5 protein-coding genes are annotated in these 4,000 nt (G+C 66.0%); 1 reads left to right on the top strand and 4 read right to left on the bottom strand.

The features are described from left to right. A partial coding sequence (locus tag ABJF88_07260; protein ID MEP0546711.1) for a hypothetical protein occupies positions 1–1,013 on the top strand: 1,013 nt, incomplete at its 5' end. Between the two features lie 35 nt (positions 1,014–1,048). On the opposite strand, the gene ABJF88_07255 is transcribed toward ABJF88_07260, so the two are convergent. The 4 genes from ABJF88_07255 to ABJF88_07240 form a co-directional block, all read right to left on the bottom strand. Next, a complete protein-coding gene (locus ABJF88_07255; GenBank protein ID MEP0546710.1) occupies positions 1,049–2,917 on the bottom strand; it encodes a carbamoyltransferase in 1,869 nt (622 codons plus the stop codon). Between the two features lie 71 nt (positions 2,918–2,988). Beyond that, positions 2,989–3,426, bottom strand: a complete 438-nt coding sequence (locus tag ABJF88_07250) for an SxtJ family membrane protein (protein MEP0546709.1) — start codon at positions 3,424–3,426, stop codon at positions 2,989–2,991. Positions 3,427–3,431: 5 nt separating this feature from the next. Next, a complete protein-coding gene (locus ABJF88_07245) occupies positions 3,432–3,590 on the bottom strand; it encodes a DUF5989 family protein (GenBank protein MEP0546708.1) in 159 nt (52 codons plus the stop codon). Positions 3,591–3,681: 91 nt separating this feature from the next. Next, positions 3,682–4,000: transposase (locus tag ABJF88_07240; GenBank protein ID MEP0546707.1), on the bottom strand; the 319-nt coding region annotated here is incomplete at its 5' end.

Raw genomic sequence — 4,000 nt, 5'->3', positions numbered from 1 at the left:
AAGGCGGCGGCGACGGCTCGTTCGGTGTGGTCGCCGCGGAGGGCGGCGTCGAGGACGCGTTGGCGGAGGTCGAGCGAGAAGGCGCGCATGAGCGAGGAGTTGGGGTCGCCCCAACTTACATCATCCAGAACCCTGCTCTAAGCGAGGAAGCTGGCGACGAGCCATTCCAGTTCACCGTCGCTGATTTGAGCGGTAGCGACCTAAGCACGCTCCCAGAGGACATCACACTCTGGGTCATGGACAACGAATTTCCCGATACGCTCATCAGCCGCGACAACGACCGCCTGGCGTGCGAGATCACGGAACACATCTACTCCAAGTTTTGGTGGCACAAGTTCTCCGCCCGAGCCTTCGCCGATGCAATGGAGCGGGCGGTTATACGGCTCAAACACGAAGGCCATCCACTCGACGTACCGACAATTGACTCTGATAATGACATCCATATCTGGGTCCGTTGGCACCTCGTGCTGCCAGCGGCAACGTCTGGCACTAAGACCGCAGACTCGATCCGTGCGGCGTTTGATCTGGTTTGGCATCGCGCGGACTCGATTCTGGAAAACTCCGACTCTGTCTTGATCTTGGGGAAGGATCAGGGACCGGCTCTGGATCGCCTCAAGCAAATTGGAGAGAGGCTTCAGGAGCGAGGCTATTTCACGTACATCATCAAGGGACAACCTGACCGTTCGGGTGAAGGCGTAGTTCAGAAAGTGCTCCGTTATGCTCTTTCTTCCAAGTTTGTTGTGATCGAGAACACAGAGCCTTCTGGACACCTGTACGAGCTTCCCCATGTCACGAAGCTAGCAGAGTGCGTAACCGTCATTCTGCAGGAGGAAGGGAAAGGGGCAACGTGGATGTTCGAGGATGCCTACGCTAAGCACGCGCATTGGCACAAAGTCACCTATGATCCAACCAAATTGCCCGAGGCAGTTGATGGAGCGGCGGCATGGGCAGAGGAGTTCGTGAAGGGCTACACGCAATATCAGATAGACCATCTTCCGTGGCTCTCTACCTAGACGCCATATAAGCGCACAATCTTACACAGCTCTCATCAATCCAGCCCGTAGACCTCGGCGACCTGCTCGGCGGAGAGCACGTCGGCCTCGGCGTCGGGCAGCATGGACTTGGTGACGAGGAAGGGGCCGAGCACGAGGGCGTCCATGTGCGTGCGGCGGAAGCAGCGATAGGCGTCCTCCGGCGTGCAGACGATGGGCTCGCCGCGCACGTTGAACGACGTGTTGACGAGGACGGGGCAGCCGGTCCGCGCCTCGAACGCCCGCAGCAGCCGCGCGAAGTCTGGGTTGCGCGCGTCGTCCACGGTCTGCACGCGGGCTGAGCCGTCGACGTGGGTCACGGCGGGAATCGGCGAGTCGGTGTGGTGGCGGCGGTCGAGGCCCTCGCCGCCGGTCGTCGCGCCGCGCACATCCGCGACGAGCAGCATGTACGGGCTTTCGGTCCCGCCAGGGCGGGATGGACTGTCGAGGGCGAAGGTCTCGGCGGCGCGCTCGGCGAGGACGCTCGGGGCGAAGGGGCGGAAGCTCTCGCGGAACTTGATCTTCAGGTTTACGACGCGCTGCACGTCGCGCCCGCGCGGGTCGGCGAGGATCGAGCGGTGGCCGAGGGCGCGCGGCCCGAACTCCATCCGCCCCTGGAACCAGCCGACGACGTTGCCCTCGGCGAGCAGATCCGCCGTGCGGTCGGCGAGCACATCCGCGTCGTCGAGCCGCTCGTGCGGAATCCCTTCGCGCTGGAGAAACGACGCGATCTCGCTGGAGGAAAAGCTCGGGCCGAGGTAGCCGCCCTGCATCGCATCGCCAGGGTCAGGCGTGCGCGGCGCGTCGGCCCACTCGTGCCACGCGGCGAGGGCCGCGCCGAGCGCGCCGCCCGCGTCGCCTGCCGCCGGCTGAATCCAGACGTTCTCGAACGGCCCTTCACGGAGGAGCCGCCCGTTCGCCACGCAGTTGAGCGCGACGCCGCCCGCGAGGCAGAGGTTCGGCTCGCCCGTCTCGCGGTGGACGTGGCGCGCGAGCGCGAGCATCACCTCCTCCGTCACGACCTGCACGCTCCGGGCGAGGTCCATCTCGCGCTGCGTCAGCGGCCCCTCCGGCTCCCGGCGCGGCCCGTCGAAGAGCGCGGCGAACTTCCGCCCCGTCATCTGCAGCCCGACGGGGTACGTGAAGTAGTCGAGGTTCAGCCGGAACGAGCCGTCCGGCTTGAGGTCGATCAGCTCGCGGCGGATCGTGTCGGCGTAGCGCGGCTCGCCGTAGGGCGCGAGCCCCATCAGCTTGTACTCGCCCGAGTTGACCTGGAAGCCGCAGAAATAGGTGAACGCGCTGTAGAGCAGCCCGAGCGAGTGCGGGAAGTGCAGCTCGGCGAGGAGCCGGACGCGGTTGCCCTCGCCGACGCCGTACGAGGTCGTCGCCCACTCGCCGACGCCGTCGGCCGTGATGACGGCGGCGCGCTCGAAAGGCGACGGGAAGAAGGCGCTGGCGGCGTGGCTCTCGTGGTGCTCGGTGAACAGGAGCGGCCCTTCGTAGTCGAGTTCGCGCGCGAGGAGGTCGGGGATCCACAGCTTCTTCTTCAGCCACACCGGCATCGCCTTGATGAACGACGCGAGGCCGGGGGGCGCGAACGCGAGGTACGTCTCGAGAAGCCGCTCGAAGGTCAGGAACGGCTTGTCGTAGAACGCGACGGCGTCGAGGTCGGCCGTGGTGATGCCGCCTTCGCGGAGACAGTACGCGACGGCATGCGTCGGGAACGAGGCGTCGTGCTTGACGCGCGTGAAGCGCTCCTCCTGCGCCGCGGCCACGATCCGCCCGTCCTGCACGAGGCAGGCCGCGGCGTCATGGTAAAAACAGGAGAGGCCGAGGATGTTCACAGGAAACGGCGTGTCGGTGGGGCAACGGTACAGACGCAGCATGCTGCGTCTGTACGGGAATGGCGCTCTGTCGAATCGACGGTAGAGACGCCCCGGCGGAGCGTCTCTACAGGTCAATAGTATTTCTCCAGCCGCTTCGCGGAGTCGTCGGCGTAGGTCTTCGGTTTCCAATACGAGGCCGCGTCCGGGTCGAGCCGCCGGTCGAGCAGATCTTTCCCGACGAGCCGCAGCACGAGCGCAATCGGCAGCATTACGAGGACGAAGACGAGCGTGAGGATCACCCGCGTCATCACGAAGCTGAGCACGACGGCGAGCCCCATCCACACGAGGTAGGCCGGCCGCAACACGCGCGGCACGCCGAGCCCCAGCACGACGAGCACCGATCCCACGCTCAGGAGCCCCATGCTCCACGGGCCCAGCGCCCAGTCGTGCCGCCACGCGATGATGGCGGCGATGCCGACGAACACGCCGCCCACGACGAGCCCGAACTGCCGCAGCGCCTTCGGGCTCGTGTCGAGGCTGCGGATCTCGTCGCGGATCGTGCGGAGCATCGAGTCTAAAAGATCGAGTAGATGAACGGCGCGAGCGCCGAGCCCTGCGTCAGCACGATGAGCAGGCTCAGCAGCACGAGGATCACGACGATGGGCGCGAGCCAGTACTTCTTGCGGACGCGCAGGAAGCTCCAGAACTCGCGGAGGATGGTGACCTTACCCATGGGCGAACGGTTGGGAGCGCTTGGTTGGACGGTGGCGGAGGACGGCAGAACATACCACAAGCCCCCTGGCGGCGCTAGGTCGTGTGGACAATCAACGGAGTAGGGTGAGGGTCGAGACGAGCTGCACGAAGGCGAGGTAGTTCCGCCCCGTCTTCTCGTAGCGCGTCGCGATCCGCCGGTAGTGCTTGAGCCGGCCGAAGTGCCGCTCGATCTGGTTCCGCTCCGCGTAGAGCGTACGGTCGAAGCCCCGCTTGAGGCTCCGCGACGGGTTCGACGGGATCACCACCTCCGCCCCGCAGAGCGCGATCCGGCGTACGAGGTGGCCGGCGTCGTAGGCCGTGTCCGCCACGACGGCACGGGGAGCCAACCCCTCCAGGAGCGCCGCCGCCTGCGTGACGTCGCCGCGCTGC

It is taken from the genome of Rhodothermales bacterium (assembly GCA_039944855.1).
Lineage (GTDB): Bacteria > Bacteroidota > Rhodothermia > Rhodothermales > JANQRZ01 > JBBSMX01.
This window is presented reverse-complemented; position numbering and strand designations above follow the sequence as displayed.

Coding starts and splice junctions, on each gene's coding strand:
- ABJF88_07250 (MEP0546709.1), bottom strand. CDS start 3,426: ATGCTCCGCACGATCCGCGACGAGATCCGCAGCCTCGACACGAGCCCG.
- ABJF88_07245 (MEP0546708.1), bottom strand. CDS start 3,590: ATGGGTAAGGTCACCATCCTCCGCGAGTTCTGGAGCTTCCTGCGCGTC.
- ABJF88_07255 (MEP0546710.1), bottom strand. CDS start 2,917: ATGCTGCGTCTGTACCGTTGCCCCACCGACACGCCGTTTCCTGTGAAC.